This window comes from Streptacidiphilus anmyonensis (assembly GCF_000787855.1).
GTDB lineage: Bacteria > Actinomycetota > Actinomycetes > Streptomycetales > Streptomycetaceae > Streptacidiphilus > Streptacidiphilus anmyonensis.
In genome coordinates, this window is record NZ_BBPQ01000019.1 from 95,399 (window position 1) to 111,719 (window position 16,321).

Below are 16,321 nucleotides of genomic sequence, written 5' to 3' on the forward strand. Positions count from 1 at the left end.
GGCGGGGGCGTCGGGGCTCGCGGGCAGCTCTGCCGTGACCGCGAGCCGCTGCACCGGAAGCGCACCCTCGCTCGCGGTCCTCGCCGCCGCTGACACCGACCGATGCACGGGCACGGCCTGCGGCACGTCGGGTATCGCCCGCGCCACACCGCTCTCGGGGACGCCGGTCACCGCCACGGACGCGGTGGGGCTCAAGCGCTGCACGGGCACCGCGTGCGGCACTCCGCCGGACGGCGTGTTCCTCGGGGCGCTGTCCCCGGAGACGCCGATGCGGACTGCGTCCGCCGAGGAGGTGTCAGGGGTCAGCCGCTGTAGGGGAAGCGAGCGCTGCGTGCCGCCGTCGGTGCCGTGGCTCGCGGAGGAGGCGGCAGGCGGCGTCAGCGGCGCGACGGGAGCGCGGTCGGGTGCCGCGGCGGCAGGCGCTCCCGCTCCGGTGCCGGGACGTGCCGCCGTGGAGCGTTGAGTCTGCGTGCCGGTGAGCGGGACGGTTCCGGACGGTGCCGCCGTCATCGGCGCACCGAGCAGCGAACGCCTCCGCTGCGCGGCCGGTGGGGCGGGCTCGGCGGAGCCGCCCTCCCCCCGGCTGGGCTTCCCGAGCCCCGCCTCCCGGCGCTGCACGGAGACCGGGCCGGGAGCCGCCGAGGCGGGCCGGGACCGGGTGGTGTCCGGAAGCGAGGAGGGCGGAGCCGCGAGTGGCGACGCAGGAGTACTCACCCCCGCGTCGCCTGCGGGCTGCGGCAGCGGGCCGGAGGGCCGGACAGCGTCGCCCATCGCGCCCGGCAACGGTCGCGAGACGGGGAGTTCGGACGTGGACGCGGGCGTCCCGTCGGAGGAGCCCGCGCCTGAACGCTGCACAGGGGTCGGCGGGCCGATCAGCGGCCGTGAGGACCCGTCCGTGGCGTGCCGGACCGGAGCCGGGCCCGACACGGCGGCAGGCGGTGAGACGGCCTGCCGTCCGACGGGCACGGATGCCTGCGTGACCCGCTGCACCGCCGTGGCCGGGCCCACAGCGTCGACGGCCGGGCGCGCGGGCTCTCCCGCGCGTCGCCGTACCGAGTCCGCAGACGCAGACACAGGCGCAGGCGCGGACTCTGACACAGGCGCAGGCGTCGGCCCGCTCACGGGCCGACGGACCGGAGCCGGGCCGGACGTGTCGGGCGTCGCACCCGGGTGGCCGCCAGGAGCGGACGCGACGCCCGCCTCCGCGCCGACGGAACGCTGCACCGGTGCCAGCTCCTGCGCATCAGGCACCGTACGCCCGGGACCGACGGGACGCACGAACTCGGCGCGCGGCCTCTCGGTCGGGGCATCGACGGGCGAGGTCGCCGTCATGCCACCGCCGCCCGCGCGCTCCGCGCGCTGGACGGGGGCGACCGGAGCAGCCGCTCCCGCGTCCGCAGACGCAGGCGTGGCAGGTGAGGCGGGGTGCGGGTCGGCGGTGGACGCGTGGGGAGCCGATCCCGGGAGCGACGGCCGCGCCGTCGAGCGTTGCACCGCCATGGGGACCGAGGCAGGCGGGGTCGAGGCGGCCGTCGGAGCGTCAGCTCCGGGCCGCCGCAGCGGCGCGTCGACGGAGGCAGCGTCCATCGGCCTGCCGGGCGACGCCGCCGACGACGGGGACCCGCCGCTCGAACGCTGAACGGGCGTGGCAGGCAAGGAAGGCGTCGCCGGACCGACACCCGGGGACGCCGTCGGCGAAGGGCCGAGAGCCGCTCGCGCGGGACCCACGCTCCGGGACCCGTCGCTCGAACGCTGGACCGGTGCGGCAGGCGAGGACGGCGTCGCCGCTGCCGAGCCCAGAGCCGCACGTGAGGGCCCCGGGCTCGCAGGCCCGTCGCTCGGACGTCGCACGGGTGCCGCCGACGGAGGAGACACCGAGGAAGCGCCGGACCCTGCGGAACGCGCCACCCGCTGGATCGGCGCGGCCGTAGCGGTGGGCCGGTGCGGCTCAGGCTTGTGCGGGACGGGCTCGTGCGGCTCAGGCTGGAGCCGCTCGGGCTCGTGTTTGGCCGGGCCGGGGTGGACGTCTGCGGGGTGGTGGACGGCCGTCGGGCCGGCGGAGGCGGGCGACGCCTTCGTGGCGGCCGCAGTCGGGAGGAGGCGGCGTTGGACGGCGACGGCCGCCCGGGTCAGGGGGACCGTGCGGCCGGGCGGCGCGGACCGGGGGCGGGCTGACGCCACGCGGGGGCCCGTGGGACGGGCAGCCCAGACGACGCGCTGGACGGCGAGGTCCGGCGCGTCGCCGCCCGTCACGTCGCCTGCCGGCTCGGTCGGGGCGACGGGCAGTTCGAGGGCGGGCTCGCCGAGCGACGCGGCCTCGCCGCCGCGCCCCGTCCCGACCGGCGTCAGCGCGTTGCGGAGCACGCCGGTGGGAGCGCCGTCGAGGACGGCGTGGGAGAGGGTCCCCATGAAGGACGGGTTCTGCCAGGTGGCCAAGGACCGCGAGAAGTCGGAGGCCGCGACCGCCTGCCGGGTCGGAGCCGCGCTCGCGCGCTGGATCGGCGGCAGCGCCGCCCAGCCGCGCCGCCCTGCCCCGGCGGGTGCCGAAGCGGGCGCGGGCGCGGACGCAGGCGACGCGGACGGATCAGCAGGTGCCGGCGCCGATGCCGGAGCCGGGCGTGCGCCCCGGAGTCGGTCGAGGATTCCCATGGTCGTACCCCGCCCCGGTTACCGTTCCGCCGTGGCGCGGCTCACGAGCGTGGCGATCTGCTCGGCGTACCGGCGGCGGTCGCGGTGTTCGAGGTCCAGGATGTCCTCCAGACTCCAGTGGAAGTGGTAGGCGATGTACGCGATCTCCTCGTGGACACGTTCGGTCGCGTACGTCACGATTCCCCCAGGCGGCTCCCGCCGAGCTCCACCTCGAAGGGCTGCTCGCAGTGCGGGCAGGTGACGCCGGCCCGGGTGTGGCCCTCCGCGTTGATCTGGCGGTAGAAGTCCTGGAGGAAGGCGAGGTCGGAGGCGAACATGTTCTCCACCACGCCGTCGTGGATGTGCGCGACCGTGCCCAGCCGGGTGATCACCCGCGCGAGCAGGACGACCGACAGGTACGCCGGGTTCTCCTGCACGCGGACGTCGCGCAGCGGGATGAGCTCGTCGCGTGCGGTCGCCAGGCGCATCACGCCCTCGCGGTGGACGGTGCCCGCCTCGTCCACGTAGCCGCGCGGCAGCTCGAAGGCGAACTCGGTGCGCAACTGCTGCCGTACGGGGGCTGGTTCGACGGCCGGGGCCGCCGGCGCCGCGAAGGCGGAGCCGGCGGGCAGGGCGGCGTCGGAACCGGCGGCGGGGACGCCGCCGGACCTGGTGGCATCCGGGCCGGCGGCCCGAGTGGCCGTTCCTCGGCGCATTACTCCATGATCATTTCTTCGTAGGTGATGGTGACGGTCTCGGTCAGCGCGGACGCCTCGCCGGCCTTGACCGTGCTCGCGGAGACCTTGCTGCACCAGGCGTTGCGCAGGTGGTACCGCTTCACCGGGTTGTTCATGTAGTCCATGACGATGATGCTGGCGTTCTTGCGGGCCGAGCCCATGTCGCCGCGGACGGAGGCGTTGATCCAGTCGTTGAAGGCCGTGGACTGGGTCATGCCGCGCACGACGGTCGCCTCGCCGGCGCGCTTGACGCCGGGCAGCTTCTTGGTGACGGGCTGGCCGTTGGCCGAGACCTGCTGGAACTCGATGACGTCCTGGTTCATGTCCAGGCCGTTGACCTCCTGGAGGTACTCGACCATGACGCCGTCGATCTGGAGGCCGAAATTGTGGGATGTGAGCGAATCGCCGGGCTGAAGGCTCATGCCGGGTGTTCCTTACTTCTTCTCGTACCGGTCGTGGTGCGTGCGCGGACGGCGGTGGCAGGCGTCAGGTGGACCCGACTACTCCTCCAACTCACCCGCGCCGCTGGAGAACTGCGCCAGCCGGAAGATCACGAACTCGGCCGGCTTCACCGGGGAGACGCCGATCTCGCAGATGACCCGGCCGAGGTCCACGGACTCCGGCGGGTTGGTCTCCGCGTCGCACTTGACGTAGTAGGCGTCGTCCGGCGTCGCGCCGAAGAGGGCGCCGCTGCGCCACTCGGTGACCAGGAAGGCGGAGATGTTGCGCCGGATCCGGGCCCACAGGGCCTGGTCGTTCGGCTCGAAGACCACCCACTGGGTGCCGGTGAGGATGGACTCCTCGAGGTAGTTGAAGTACCGGCGGACGTTAAGGTAGCGCCAGGCCGGGTCGGAGGAGAGCGTGCGCGCGCCCCAGATGCGGATGCCGCGGCCGGGGAAGGCGCGGATGCAGTTGATGCCCAGCGGGTTGAGCAGGTCCTGCTCGCCGCGGGTGATCTGCATCTCCAGGTCCACCGCGCCGCGCACCACCTCGTTGGCGGGGGCCTTGTGGACGCCGCGCTCGGAGTCGTTGCGGGCCCAGATGCCGGCCACGTGGCCGCTCGGCGGCACCATCCGCGTCTGCGAGGAGGCGGGGTCGAAGACCTTGATCCAGGGGAAGTACAGCGCGGCGTACTTGGAGTCGTAGCCGGCGGTCTCCTGGCGCCAGACCTGGACCTGACGGGCATTCAGGCCGGGCGGCGGGTCGATGATCGCCAGACGGTCGCCCATCAGCTCGCAGTGCGCGATCAACGCGAGCTGGACGGCCTTGACCGACTCCAGGTCGATCGCGCCGCGCTGGTAGGCGGCCATCAGGTCCGGCACGGCGACCATGGAGACCTCGTCGACGGCCTCCAGGCCGCCGAAGCCGGTGCGGTCGGCCGAGTCGCCCACGTACTCGCGGACCCCGACGTGCTCCACCTCGCCCGTCGGAGCCGAAGCCGGAGCAGCGGCCGGGACCGGGGCCGAGGACGCGGACGGCGCGGGCAGCGCGACCGTCTGGTTCTCCGGGCGGACCAGCTGCGCGGCGGGCGCGGCCTCCGCCACGGCGATCAGCTTGGACCGTTCCTTGACCTGCGTGACGACGTAGGTCCGGCTCCCCTTCTTCGCCGACACGTCGAAGGTCTCGACCGGCTTCTCGCCGTCCTTGACGACCAGCCGGAAGCGGTCGGCCGGGCCCTCGCCCTCCGGGTCGGCGACCTCGACGCTGATCGCGCCGCTCTCGCCCGGGGCGATGGCGGAGACCTTGAAGGAACCGAGCTCCTTGGCCTCACCCGGCAGCAGGGCGGCCGGGGCCGCGCCGCCGGTCAGCCCGGCCGGGGCGTGCGCCGGGGCGTTCCCGGCCGAGCCGGAGACGCCGCCGGTCACTCCGCCGACGCGGACCACGTAGGCGGCGCTGCCGCCGTTGTTGAAGAAGCCGTAGACCGAGTGCGCGAGGTAGTAGCCGTCGGTGAACTCACCGAACTCGGCGACGTACTGCGACCAGTTGGTCACCAAGGTCGGCTCGTTGAGAGGGCCGGTCGGCGCGAGGCCGACGAACGCGGCCACCGACGTGCCCACTCCCTCGATGGGGCGCGAGCCGCTGGCGACCTCCTCCACGTAGACGCCTGGCGACAGGTACGACGGCATGCTGGGTACTCCTCGCAGTACAAGACAGGACCACGTCAACCCTCCCTGTTCGTACGCGTTCGCAAAACGTCCCCGGGTACCTGATCCGGGGCACCGCCCGTGCCCCGGTCGGTGCACCAACGGGCAGCGGCCTGCGGCGCGGTCCTCGCCGCTGTCGTCGGCGCCCGGTCAGGTACACGGCGGCGTCAGGACACGGCAGCGTCAGGACACGCTGACGTCAGGACACGGTGGCGCTCGCGTGCAGCTCCGCGCCGGACTGCCGGAAGACCCTGGCCATGCTGAGGTCGACGCTGTTCGGCAGCATCGCCTGGGGCCGCAGCAGGTCCTTGAGGAGGAAGCGCAGCAGCTCGTCACCGGAAAGGCTCTTGAGTCGCGCGCCGAGGTGCTGGTTGACCTCGTCGATGCGCTGGATCTCCACGATCGCCCGCTCCACCAGGCCCGGCACGATGTCGGCGCCCATCAGCGTGTTGGAGCGCATCCGCTCGCTGTGGGCCCTCTCCGGCCCTCCGGGAGCGCCGCCGTAGGTCATGGCACTGTGCGGGTCCGACGCCACCGAGGACATCGCGTAGAAGATCTGGCCCCTGCGCTCGGCGTTCGGCTCGTTGACCATCTCGTCCGCCATCTTCTCGTCGTCCATCCGGGCGGCACCCGTACCCCGGTCGAACCGCCGCACCGGGAGGGAGAACTCGGGCGAGAAGTTCTCCTCACGGGTGGCCAGCACGCTCTGCGTCCGCCGCGGGTCCTGGGGGTTCGCGCGCACGGTGGGGTACTCCCGCTGGGCGAAGTCGCTCAGCATCAGCCAGCCCTGGGACATCAGCGGGGACCGGACCAGCGGCATCTCGACCCGGGTCGGTTCCTCGCCGCCGAACCGCGTCTCACGGAACGGGCTGTTCGGCAACTCCAGGTAGAAGAAGACGAACCCTTCGTTCGCCAGGACGTGCTTGTCGAAGGCCTGCGTGTTGTTCTCCGCCTCCGGGTTCGCCTTGAGCAGTTCGGTCATCGACTGCACCCGCCCCTGTCCCAGCATCGCTTCGGCCCGGGACCTGGGCGTGTAGTGGCACAGCACGCTGTGCTGGAGCGCGGTCGTCAGCTTGGCTTTGACGTCGGGAACCCATGCCTGCGCGCCGCGCCCGGCGATCTCCTTGCCCATCCCCGCCCGGTTCAGCTCGGACAGTTCGCGGAAGTAGCTGGGGCCCTCCATGTGGAACGCGGCCGCGCTGTCGGCCCACTCCTCGCGGCCCCACAGCATGCCGTGGTCGGTCATGGCCCTGAACGGCGCCCTGGCGTCCTCCGGGAGGCTGTCGTCGCGCTCGATCTGGCCCCTGACCACGTCGAGTTCGCTCTTCACGGCCGCGCTGGCCGCCTTGAGGAACGCCCCGGCCGCGCCCTCCTCGTTCTGCGAGGCGATGTCGAGCTGGATCGTGGACAGCGTCATCAGGCAGTGCATGGGGTCGCGGTTGGTGTCGCGGTCGTAGTCGCCCATCGACGCCCGGATGCGCGCCACGTGGACGTCGTCCGGCGGCGGCTGGGTCTTGTTGAGTGCCGACAACCGTCCCAACAATCCACCGGTGCGCGGCGTCGCCGCCGCCGGCAGCGAGGAGCTGATGGCCTCATGGCCCTTGCGCTGGACGGCCGTCGGCCCGCCGGAGGCCGGCGTCGCGGCGCCCTCCGGCCCGGCGACGGCACGCTGGACGGGCGGATGCGCACCGGCCATGACCCGCGTCGCGTTGGCCTCGGCCTCGCGCTCGAAGCGGTCGCCCGGGTCGCTGACGCTCAGCCCGTCTCCCGTGTCCGTCCCGGCGACCGGGCCTTTGCGCTGCTGGATGACGTGGGTCAGCTCGTGGGCGAGGGTGTGCTTGTCGCTCCCGCCGTCGGTGAGGACCACGTGGTTGCCCGAGGTGTACGCCTGCGCGCCGACCTCGGCGGCGGAGCGCTGCGCGAGGGCGTCCGTGTGGATCCGGACGTCGGAGAAGTCGGCGCCGAGCCGGCCCTCCATCTCCCTGCGCAGGGTGTCCTGGAGCGGCTGCCCGGGGGCGCGCAGCACCTGGTGGGCCGCCGCCCGCTGGACCGGCCGGTCCTCGTGGTCCCCGTGGTCCCCGTGGTCGTCGCACGCCCGCTGCACCGCGGTCAGCGCCCGGGTCACCGCGGCGTTGCCCGCGGACCGCTGGAGGGCGAGCAGCTCGGCCGGCCCTCCCGCCGTCCCTCCGGGTGCCGCTCCGGACGCTGCCGAGGGCTGTTGCCGCCGCTGCCGCGCCGGGAGGGAGCGCCCGGAGTCGTCCCTCCGGGGATCGGCTGCTGCCTTGTCGTGGGCGGGGACGCGCATGAAACCTGCCTCCGGCGGGGGTGTGGGTCTGGCACCTGGATACCCCTGAACGCGGGCGCGGTACAGGGCGATTCGGGCAGTGGTGCGGGTAATGACGGCTGCCCCGGCCGCACGGGTGGTGACCAACCGGGCAGCGCGGCAGGTCCTTTGGGGCGCGGACCGTGCCCCGCAGCCTCCTGACCGGGCCCCTGCCCGCCCGGTAGCTTCCCAAGGTGAGCCTATGGACTTCCCTGGAGCCCGCGTCCACGACGGTCGACGCGGGCAGCACCGCCACCGTACGCCTGCGGATCCGCAACACCGGCGACATCGTCGACGAGTACCGCTTCACCGTCGTCGGTGATCTGGCGCCCTACATCACCGTCGAACCACCCACCCTCCGGCTCTACCCGGGCACCACGGGGACGGTCGAGCTCACGGTCGCACCACCGCGCACCCCCGACGCCGCCGCCGGGCCGCATCCCTTCGCCGTCCAGGTCACCCCGACCGAGCACCCCGAGGCGACCACCGTCCCCGAGGGCAACATCACGGTGACGCCGTTCGTGGAGGTGCGGGCCGAACTGGTGCCGCACACCGTCAAGGGGCGCTTCCGGGGACGGCCCAGGCTGGCCATCGACAACCTCGGCAACACCACCCTCACCGCCTCCGTGGCCGGTGACGACAACGGCGACCAGCTCGGTTACGAGGTCGTCCCCGCCAACGTCCAGATCGAGCCGGGCAGGGCGGCCTTCGTCAACGCCACGCTGAAGCCCCGTCAGATCATCTGGATCGGCCACAAGCAGAACCGGCCCTACCGGCTCCAGGTGCGCCGCTCAGGGGTCAACCCGCTGACCGTGGACGGCACCTACGTGCAGCGCGGCTTCCTGCCGCGCTGGCTGTTCACCGTGCTCAGCCTCTGCCTGGGGCTCGCCATCGCCTTCGTCGCGCTCTGGATGACCAACCCGCCCGCCTTCAGCAGCCAGGCCACGCCGCTGGCCGCGCAGGTCACCCCGAGCCAACTCCCCACCCCGAGCCTTGCTCCCGCGCCCGCGCCGTCGCAGCCCGCCGCCACCCCCCAGGGCGGCGGCGCGCCCTCCGCGCCGGTGCAGGTCGCCCCGACCGGAGGTGGCGGCGGCAACGGCGGCGGGGGTGGTGGCAACGGCGGCGGTGGCGGCGGCGCGCCCCACACAGCGCCCGCGGGAGGCGGCTCGGGCGTCGAGCTGGTCGGTCGGGGCTCCAGCCGGTGCATCACCGTGACCGACGGCGCCGCCGCGGGCGGCAAGGACGGCAAGCCGCTGGAGCTGTGGGACTGCAGCGGAGCCGTCTGGCAGAAGTGGACCTTCGTCCTGGACGGGACACCGGACAACCGCGGCACCATCCAGTCGCTGGGCCTGTGCATGGACGTCGCCAACGCCAACACGGCCGACGGCACCACGGTCCAGCTGGCCAACTGCAACGGCGGCCCGGCCCAGGTGTGGACGCTGAACACCGCCCAGGGCGGCGACCTGGTGAACCCCCTCTCCAACAAGTGCGTGGACGCCGCCTACCAGGGGACCGGCAACGGGACCAGGCTGCAACTGTGGGACTGCAACGGCCAGTCCAACCAGAAGTGGGTCCAGGACAAGCCGTGAGTCCGTACGTCCCGTCCATGCGGGTGGCGCCTGGTGACGGCAGAACCGTCACCAGGCGTTGTGCTCGTCCAGGACCAGGCGCCCGGCCTTGCGGTACTCGCGCTGAGCGCCGGTCAACAGGTCGGCGTCGGTGACGGCCTCGCCGCGGCCGGCGGCGGCGTAGGCGGCGGTGACCACGGCGCTGCGGATCGACCCACCCGCAAGCTCGAACTCCCGGGCGCAGGGCGCCGGGTCGATGCCGGGAGCGCAGGGCACCGAGGCGAGGCTGTGCCGCCACAGGGCGAGCCGCTGGGCGGCGTCGGGGAAGGGGAAGTCCACCACCAGGTCGAGGCGGCGCGTGAAGGCGTCGTCGATGTTGGCCCGCAGGTTGGTGGTGAGCAGCGCGATCCCGTCGAAGGACTCCAACCGCTGGAGGAGGTAGGCGCTCTCCAGGTTGGCGTAGCGGTCGTGGGCGTCCTTGACCTCGGAGCGCTTGCCGAAGACCGCGTCGGCCTCGTCGAAGAGCAGGACGGCGTCAGTGCGGTCGGCCTCGGTGAAAATCCGCTCCAGGTTCTTCTCGGTCTCTCCGACGTACTTGTCGACGACGGAGGAGAGCTGCACCACGTAGAGGTCGAGGCCGAGTTCGGCGGCGACGACCTCGGCGGACAGCGTCTTGCCGGTGCCCGACTCGCCCGCGAACAGGGCCAGCACGCCCCGGCCCCGACCGCCGCCCGCGCTGAGCCGCCACTCGCCGAGCACCCGGTCGCGGTGCCGGGCGCGCAGGGCGAGTTCGCGCAGATGGGCCAGGGGCGCCTCGGGCAGCACCAGGTCGTCCCAGTCGACGGCGGGCCGGATGCGCCGGGCGTGCTGCTCCAGGCCGGAGGCGGACTGCTGCCGGGCGGCGCGCCGCAGGTGCGCGGCGGAGAGCGGGGCGTCCTCGAAGGCGGCCAACTCCCGCGCGGCGCGGGCGGCACGGCGGATGTGCTCGCCGCCGAGCCGAAACGGGGCGACCACCTCGGCCAGTTCATCCACGAGATCGCCCACGAGTCCGTCGGCGAGTCCATCGGCGGGTCCGTCCTGGTCCTCCGGCGCGGCGGCCGCTGCCGTCATGCCGAGGCCGGCGGACCAGGCGTCCAGGCCGCCGGAGCGCTGCCGGGGCGCGTCGAGCACGAGCGGGTCGCGGTGGCCGTCGCACCACTGCGGATCGTAGGCCCCCGTCCCGACGAGCAGCACCGCGACGTCGGGGACGCTCAGCGCGCGGACCAACGGCCCCGGCCTGTCCGGCAGCGGCGCGACCACGAGGGCGCATCCGCGCAGACGGGCCTCGCGCAGCAGCGCGGAGACCTCGTGGTCGAGGCCGTGGTGCCGCCCCTCGTGGCCGTGGTCGTGGTCGTGGTCCTGGCCGTAGGGCCGGCCGTCCGACTCGGCGCCGGTGCCGGGACCACGCGGCGTGTAGTGCAGGGCCTCCAGGCCCGCGTCGCGCAGGGCGGCAGTGGCGCACGCCAGTCCGTCGCCCTCGCGTTGTTCGCGGAGGTAGACCACGAGCGGTCCGGCGGCCAGACGTTTGGCGAGACGTCGGGTCAGCGCGTCGTCCTGCCGCGAGGCGAGCGGCGCGGCTGGCGGACGGGCTCGCCCGTCGAGCGCGTGATCCTGGGTGTCGTCGCCGAGCAGATGGGCGACGACCCGGTCAGGGACGCGCAACGAGCGGCTCAAGAAAGGCCGTTCAGGCTCCTCGACGCAGAGCAGGCCGAGGGCGGCGAGCGGGGCCGCGGGGTGGAAGCGGGCGCGCGCCTCGGCCGCGTGCACGGGCAGCCCGCAGAGCTCCAGGGCGAGACAGACGGTGGCACGGCGGCGGCTGACGTCGTCGTTGAGGTATCCGTAGAGCGGCTCGAAGGTGCGGTCCAGATCCGGAGCGAGCGCGAGGAGCAGCAGCTCGGCGTCGAGCAGGGTCAGGCCGAACCGGACCGCGAGCCGGTGCAGGCGGTCGGCGTCCTCTCCTGCCTCGACCTCCTCCGGTTCCTCCGGCAGACCGGCGAACGCGTCCTCCCGGCCCTTTTGGACCGCGTCGGCACGCCGCAGCAGGTGCTCCACGGCGCCCGGAGGGAGGTAGAGGCCGCGCAGCGGGTCGTCGGCGGTCGGGTCGTCGGCGCTCCGGGACGCGACCACCCGCGCCACCCGCGCGCGCAGCCGGTCGAGCCTGGCCAGCAGCGGGGCGGACGGGTTCACTCCGCCACGCCGCCCTCGCCCGCACGCCGGACCGGGCGCCGCGGCGGGTACCGGCGCTCGGGCGAGTCCTCCGTCGCGCCGTCGATGCCGCGTACCCGCACGCCCAGCTCGGTCACCGGCGGTCCGGCGTCGTACTCCGGGTAGGACAGCATGGGGACGGTGACCACCACGTCGATGGAGGGCTTGAGTTCGCCGCCGAGCGCCGACCAGATCTCCGCGGTGGAGCGGGCCTCCGTGGCCAGCGCGGCGACGCTCAGCGGCACGGTGAGGCCGAGCGCCGCGAGCGATCCGGTCAGCTCCTCCGGCGGCAGCATCTCGCGGGGCAGCAGGGTGGCGAGGACCGCCGAGAGCATCCGGTGCTCGTCCTGCGGACGCTTGGTCCAGGCGGTGACGAGGTAGGACAGCCGGAACCAGCGCGGCGGCTGTCGTCGACGGACGGTGACGCCCTGCTCGTTCCTGACCGCGACGGCGCCGCGTTCGCGCCGCCGGGTGTCCTCGCGGATGTCGTAGAGATAGCAGTCGACGGTGGGCGCGTTGCGCCGGGCGGCCCAGTCGCGGGTCGGCGCCTCGAAGGCGATCTCGACGCCGCTGCCGGTCAGGGCTCCTCCGGTCAGCAGCCCCTTGAGGACCTCGTCCACCTCATGGATCACTGCCGCGCCCTTCACTTGCCGTCAGTCACTTGCCGTCAGCCACTTGCTGTCAGTCACTTGCTGTCAGTCACAGTCATCCTGCCGAGCCGACGACTTGCCCCGGCAGGCGTTTCGGGGACGTTCCGAGGGCATTCTGTGCTGCCCCGGGGGGCATTGGTACGCGTCCCAACTGTCAGATGTAGCCTTCCCTCAGGGCATAGGCCACGGCATGAGCCCGGTTCCGGAGCTGGAGCCGGGTCGTGAGTCCGTGCATCACGTTTTTGACTGTCCGTTCGGAGTACGAGAGCTTGCTGGCGATTTCCCCGGTGTCCATCCCCTCGGCGACCAGTCGGACCACGTCGACCTCACGCGGCGCCAGACCGTGCACGGGAGTGTCGGACGAGCCCGAGGCGCCGCGCTGCATGGTGCCCACCTGGGTCATCAGTCGCCCCAGCAGATCCGCCGGGAGGTCCCCGTCGCCCCGCGAGGCGGCCAGCACCGCCTGGTGGAGCCGGTGCCCGGTGGCTTCGCGCCGCCAGACGATCGCGCCGACACCGCACTCGATCACCTGGAGCAGTTCGGACTCGCGGACCGTCGCGGCGACCAGGACCGCGCGGGTGCCGTCGGTGCGGGCCAGACGCCGCAGCGAGGAGAGTGTCGGCTCGTCCGGCGCCTCGGCGACCAGCACCGCCACCGCGCCCGCCCGACCACTGACCGTGTCGACCAGTTCGACGCCCGGCTGTGGGCGCAGCTGACTGCGCACCCCCGCGAGCGAGATGGGGTCATCTGCGTACACGGCGACGGGTATCGCACCGGCGGCGTCCGCCGACCCGGAACACGTGCGCACCATCATGACCCACCATCCTCACGTTCCTCACGTTCCGGGCCTGTTGACCGATATGACGAAGTTGACCCGGATAAGAGCCAGCCTGCGGTGAACCGAACCGCCTCCGCAATCGTGGATGACCACGGGATGAGCCACGAGAACCCCCGGGGCCACCACCACGAGGCACCCCACGACAGACACCACGAACGGCACCACGACGGTCACCACGACAGTCCCCACGACACCGACGACGGCTCCGCAGCCCTCCGGAGGATCCGATGCCCCTGTACGAACGCGAGGACGCCCTGCGGATGGTGGCCTCGGAGATCCTCCGCACGTGCTCAGGGTCCGGGCGGCTGGTGCTGCTGCGCGGCGCGACCGGCACGGGCCGCAGCGCGCTGCTGGAGGCCGTCGCCGCACACGGCGCGGCGCGGGGCATGCGGGTGCTGCGCGCCCGCTGCGCCGCGGAACGCTCCGGCACCGAGTTCGGCGCGCTGCGTCACCTGCTGGAGCCGGACCTGAGCGCTGAGACGGCGTTAGACGTACTGACCGCCAGGGCAGTCGAGACGTCGGGCTGTACGGCCGCGGGCAGCACCCTCCCCGGGATTCCCGTCCAGGGGGGCGGCCTTCCCGCGGCAGCTGTCCCGGCGGTTGCCGCCTCGCCGGTTGCCGCCTCGCCGGTTGCCGTCCCTCCTGCTGCCGTCCCTCCTGCTGCCGTCCCTCCTGTTGCCGTCCCTCCTGCTGCCGTCCCTCCTGCTGCCGTCCCTCCTGTTGCCGTCCCTCCTGTTGCCGTCCCTCCTGCTGCCGTCCTGCGAAGCACCGTTCCCGACGGCACCCCGTCGGGGGTCGCCGACGCGGACCGGCTGTGGCGGTCGTTGCGTGACCGGGCCGTCGCGGAGCCGCTGCTGCTGGCCGTCGACGACGTGCACCTCGCCGACGCCGCCTCGCGGCGGTTCCTCGCCGAGGCGGCGCGGCAGTTGGACGCGGTGCCGCTGCTGATCGTGGCGACCGAACGCGCCCAGTACGACGTGGCCGGGCCCGCGCCCGGGCTCGCCCGCACCCTGTCGTCGACGCTGGTCCGCAGTCACGTCCTGGCGCCGCTCAGCCGCGCGGCCGCCGAGGCGCTCGTCCGCGAGCGCCTGGGCGCAAGGGCCACCGACGCGTGGGTGGACGGCTGTCTGCGGGCCGGCGCGGGCAACCCGCTGCTGCTGCACGCGCTTTTGGATGACATGAGCGCGCCCACCGGGGAGGGGGGCACCCCGGCCCGCTTCCCTCAGAGCTGCGCCGACCTGTACCCGGGCGCGTACGCGGCGGCGGTCGCCTGGTGGCTCGAGAGCGCGGGCCCGCAGACCGCCACCGTCGCCCGCGCGCTGGCCGACCTCGCCCAGGTGTCGGCGGCAGGCTCCCCGCAGGACGCCTCGGGCGACGTCGGCCTGGTCGCGGGAGTCGCCGGGGCCGACCCGGCCCGGGTGTCGGGCTGGACGACCGCCATGGTCCGGCTGGGGCTGCTCCGGATCGGCCCCCTCCACGACGGCGGCCACAGCGGCGACGACCACGAGGTCCGCATCGACCACGAGGAACGTGAGGGCCACCGCGGCCACGACTGCCAAGACCGCCACGACCGCCGTGACGACCCCGGGGTGGGCGAGCGCGGCCCGGTGCGCTTCGCGCACCCGCTGTTGCGGGACGCCGTGCTCGACGGCTGGCGGCGCGCCGAACGGCAGGCGGCGCACCGCGAGGCCGCCGCCTTCCGGCAGCGCCGGGGCGACCCCGCCGAGGCGGTCGCCGCCCATCTGCTGCGCACCCCCGCCACCGGGACCGCCTGGGCCGCGGACTCCCTGCGGGACGCGGCGTCGAGCGCCGTCCGTACGGGCCGGACCGCCGACGCGGTCGCACTGCTGCGGCGCGCGCTGGAGGAGCCTCTGCTCCGCGCGCGCAGGGCCGAGGTGCTGACCGAGCTGGGCGCGCTGGAGTTCGCCTCCCTGCGCGGCAGCGCGGGGATACCCCGACTGACCGAGGCGCTGCGGCTGCGCGAGGAGCCCAGGGAGCGGATCCAGGCCGCGGTGGCACTGGGCCACGCCATGGCCCGGCGCGGCGAGGCGCGCGCCGCCGTCGCCCTGCTGCACGATCTCGACGCCGACGGCTCCCTGACCGGCCAGCCGGTGCTGGCCCGCAGTGTGCGACTGGCCTCGGCGCTCCTCTCCGACCACGACCGGGAGGTGCGCCGCGAGGTCTACGACGGGTTGCGCGAGACCGCCGACCGGGATCCGGAGCTGTTCGGCCCGGCCGAACAGGCCCTGCTGGTCCGCTACGAGTCGACCGCGGGACTGCTCTCCGCCGACGAGGCCATGGGCCGCGTCCGTACGCTGCTCTCCGCTGACGAGGATCCGCTGCTGATGCCCTATCTGCTGGGCACGGCCGCAGCGGTGGCGCAGTGGGCCGACGAGCTGGACGACGCGGACCGGCTGGTCCGGCGCGGCCTGGCCGGGTACCGGCTGCCCCCACTGCATCCGATGCACCAGGCCCTGCGCGAGACCCGGCGGGACATCGCCGCGGCGCGCTCCGACCACGCCCGCCTGCTGGCCGAGTTCGAGCGTCGGGAGGGCGTGTGGGACCGGCCGGGCAACCTGCCGGCGCACGCTCTGCTCGCGCTGGTGGAGACCGGTCGGCTGGCCGAGGCGCACCGGCTGGCCACCCGCGTCGACGTGCAGGACTCGCACGACACCTGGGAGTTGAACCGCTTCCTGTACGCCCGGGGCGTTCTGCGCGCGGCCTCGGGTGAGCTCCAGGAGGCGGTCGACGACTTCCTGGAATCCGGGCGCAGGCAGACGGCGCGCGACGTGCTCAGCCCGGTGGTGACGCCGTGGCGGTCGGCGGCGGCCGAGTGCCTGCTGGCGCTGGGCTCACCGCAGACCGCCCTGCCGCTCGCCGAGGAGGAGCACCGGCTGGCGGCGGTCTGGGGCACCCCCAGGGTGCTGGGCCGCGCCCTGCGCCTACTGGGCGCGGCCGCCAACGGCCGCCGAGGCCTGGAGCTGACCGCGCAGGCCGTGGAGACGCTCCGCGGCGGCGGCGCGGAGACCGAGCTGGCGGCCGCGCTGATCACCCAGGGCCGCCGGCTCACCGCCGCCGGCCAGCGGCTCCAGGCCCGCTCGCTGCTCCGCGAGGCCGCGGCCGTCGCCGAACGCGCCGGGTCCGCGCGCCTGCTGGGCCAGGCGGAGCAGGCCCTGCGCGCGGGCAGCC

General features: G+C 74.1%; 11 protein-coding genes and 1 pseudogene. 3 read left to right on the forward strand and 9 right to left on the reverse strand.

Annotated features, from left to right (window positions below):
* Nucleotides 1-510, reverse strand: a pseudogene (locus TR50_RS46775) (hypothetical protein); the annotation flags it as partial.
* Nucleotides 511-1,498: 988 nt separating this feature from the next.
* On the opposite strand from TR50_RS46775, the gene TR50_RS46780 reads away from it, so the two are divergent.
* Nucleotides 1,499-1,639, forward strand: a complete 141-nt coding sequence (locus TR50_RS46780; RefSeq protein ID WP_160311132.1) for a hypothetical protein — start codon at nucleotides 1,499-1,501, stop codon at nucleotides 1,637-1,639.
* Between the two features lie 1,028 nt (nucleotides 1,640-2,667).
* On the opposite strand, the gene TR50_RS47595 is transcribed toward TR50_RS46780, so the two are convergent.
* The 5 genes from TR50_RS47595 to TR50_RS50390 all read right to left on the reverse strand — a co-directional run bounded on the left by TR50_RS47595 (nucleotide 2,668) and on the right by TR50_RS50390 (nucleotide 7,814).
* Nucleotides 2,668-2,826, reverse strand: a complete 159-nt coding sequence (locus tag TR50_RS47595) for a DUF6760 family protein (RefSeq protein WP_162837962.1) — start codon at nucleotides 2,824-2,826, stop codon at nucleotides 2,668-2,670.
* Nucleotides 2,823-3,344, reverse strand: a complete 522-nt coding sequence (locus TR50_RS19165) for a hypothetical protein (RefSeq protein WP_042422549.1) — start codon at nucleotides 3,342-3,344, stop codon at nucleotides 2,823-2,825. Before TR50_RS19165 ends, TR50_RS47595 begins: the two co-directional genes overlap by 4 nt.
* On the reverse strand, nucleotides 3,344-3,787 hold the full coding sequence (locus TR50_RS19170) for a phage tail protein (RefSeq protein WP_042422551.1): 444 nt from the start codon (nucleotides 3,785-3,787) through the stop codon (nucleotides 3,344-3,346). The genes TR50_RS19165 and TR50_RS19170 overlap by 1 nt, the downstream gene beginning before the upstream one ends.
* 78 nt (nucleotides 3,788-3,865) lie before the next feature.
* Complete coding sequence (locus tag TR50_RS19175; RefSeq protein WP_042422552.1) at nucleotides 3,866-5,491, reverse strand: phage tail sheath family protein; 1,626 nt, start codon at nucleotides 5,489-5,491, stop codon at nucleotides 3,866-3,868.
* Between the two features lie 217 nt (nucleotides 5,492-5,708).
* On the reverse strand, nucleotides 5,709-7,814 hold the full coding sequence (locus TR50_RS50390; protein WP_063775103.1) for an eCIS core domain-containing protein: 2,106 nt from the start codon (nucleotides 7,812-7,814) through the stop codon (nucleotides 5,709-5,711).
* A 212-nt stretch (nucleotides 7,815-8,026) separates the two neighbouring features.
* Here TR50_RS50390 and TR50_RS19185 point away from each other — a divergent pair, with 212 nt between their 5' ends.
* Entirely contained in the window at nucleotides 8,027-9,421 is a 1,395-nt protein-coding gene (locus tag TR50_RS19185; protein ID WP_042422554.1) for a ricin-type beta-trefoil lectin domain protein, read from the forward strand.
* Nucleotides 9,422-9,469: 48 nt separating this feature from the next.
* On the opposite strand, the gene TR50_RS19190 is transcribed toward TR50_RS19185, so the two are convergent.
* From TR50_RS19190 to TR50_RS19200, 3 genes are all read right to left on the reverse strand, one after another.
* Nucleotides 9,470-11,626: an ATP-binding protein gene (locus TR50_RS19190; RefSeq protein ID WP_042422557.1), complete on the reverse strand. Its 2,157-nt coding sequence runs from the start codon at nucleotides 11,624-11,626 to the stop codon at nucleotides 9,470-9,472.
* Nucleotides 11,623-12,276 (reverse strand): Pvc16 family protein, encoded by a 654-nt coding sequence (locus TR50_RS19195; RefSeq protein WP_042422560.1) that lies wholly within the window; start codon nucleotides 12,274-12,276, stop codon nucleotides 11,623-11,625. Before TR50_RS19195 ends, TR50_RS19190 begins: the two co-directional genes overlap by 4 nt.
* Before the next feature lie 172 nt (nucleotides 12,277-12,448).
* On the reverse strand, nucleotides 12,449-13,108 hold the full coding sequence (locus TR50_RS19200; RefSeq protein WP_042422561.1) for a helix-turn-helix transcriptional regulator: 660 nt from the start codon (nucleotides 13,106-13,108) through the stop codon (nucleotides 12,449-12,451).
* 251 nt (nucleotides 13,109-13,359) lie between these two features.
* Here TR50_RS19200 and TR50_RS19205 point away from each other — a divergent pair.
* On the forward strand, nucleotides 13,360-16,321 hold a 2,962-nt coding region (locus TR50_RS19205; RefSeq protein ID WP_084700546.1), incomplete at its 3' end, for an AAA family ATPase.

Coding starts and splice junctions, on each gene's coding strand:
- TR50_RS46780 (WP_160311132.1), top strand. CDS start 1,499: ATGGGGACCGAGGCAGGCGGGGTCGAGGCGGCCGTCGGAGCGTCAGCT.
- TR50_RS19165 (WP_042422549.1), bottom strand. CDS start 3,344: ATGCGCCGAGGAACGGCCACTCGGGCCGCCGGCCCGGATGCCACCAGG.
- TR50_RS19170 (WP_042422551.1), bottom strand. CDS start 3,787: ATGAGCCTTCAGCCCGGCGATTCGCTCACATCCCACAATTTCGGCCTC.
- TR50_RS19175 (WP_042422552.1), bottom strand. CDS start 5,491: ATGCCGTCGTACCTGTCGCCAGGCGTCTACGTGGAGGAGGTCGCCAGC.
- TR50_RS50390 (WP_063775103.1), bottom strand. CDS start 7,814: ATGCGCGTCCCCGCCCACGACAAGGCAGCAGCCGATCCCCGGAGGGAC.
- TR50_RS19200 (WP_042422561.1), bottom strand. CDS start 13,108: ATGATGGTGCGCACGTGTTCCGGGTCGGCGGACGCCGCCGGTGCGATA.